Annotated in this window: 1 rRNA gene; it reads right to left on the bottom strand. The window is 53.7% G+C overall.

Features of this window, described 5'->3' with window-relative positions:
• Positions 1-678: ribosomal RNA gene (locus Q1B11_RS20245) — 23S ribosomal RNA — on the bottom strand; the annotation flags it as partial.

The following is a 678-nucleotide window of genomic DNA, read 5'->3' as shown; positions in this document are numbered from 1 at the left end:
GCACCGGGCAGGCGTCACACCGTATACGTCCACTTTCGTGTTTGCACAGTGCTGTGTTTTTAATAAACAGTCGCAGCCACCTGGTATCTTCGACCAGCCTCAGCTTACGGAGCAAGTCCGATCACCAAAGCCGGCGCACCTTCTCCCGAAGTTACGGTGCCATTTTGCCTAGTTCCTTCACCCGAGTTCTCTCAAGCGCCTTGGTATTCTCTACCTGACCACCTGTGTCGGTTTGGGGTACGGTCCCTTTTGACCTGAAGCTTAGAAGTTTTTCCTGGAAGCATGGCATCAATCACTTCAGTTCCGTAGAACCTCGTCATCAATTCTCGGCCTTGAGGTTCCGGATTTGCCTGGAACCCCAGCCTACGATCTTAAACGCGGACAACCAACGCCGCGCTGACCTAGCCTTCTCCGTCACTCCGTCGCAGTCAAAAGGGGTACAGGAATATTGACCTGTTTCCCATCGATTACGTCTTTCGACCTCACCTTAGGGGCCGACTCACCCTGCGCCGATTAACGTTGCGCAGGAACCCTTGGTCTTCCGGCGGGGGAGCTTCTCACTCCCCTTGTCGTTACTCATGTCAGCATTCGCACTTCTGATACCTCCAGCATACCTCCCGATACACCTTCAACGGCTTACAGAACGCTCCTCTACCGCACTACATCTCCGAAGATTTG

It is taken from the genome of uncultured Endozoicomonas sp. (genome assembly GCF_947495845.1).
In the GTDB taxonomy this organism is placed as follows: domain Bacteria; phylum Pseudomonadota; class Gammaproteobacteria; order Pseudomonadales; family Endozoicomonadaceae; genus Endozoicomonas.
This window is presented reverse-complemented; position numbering and strand designations above follow the sequence as displayed.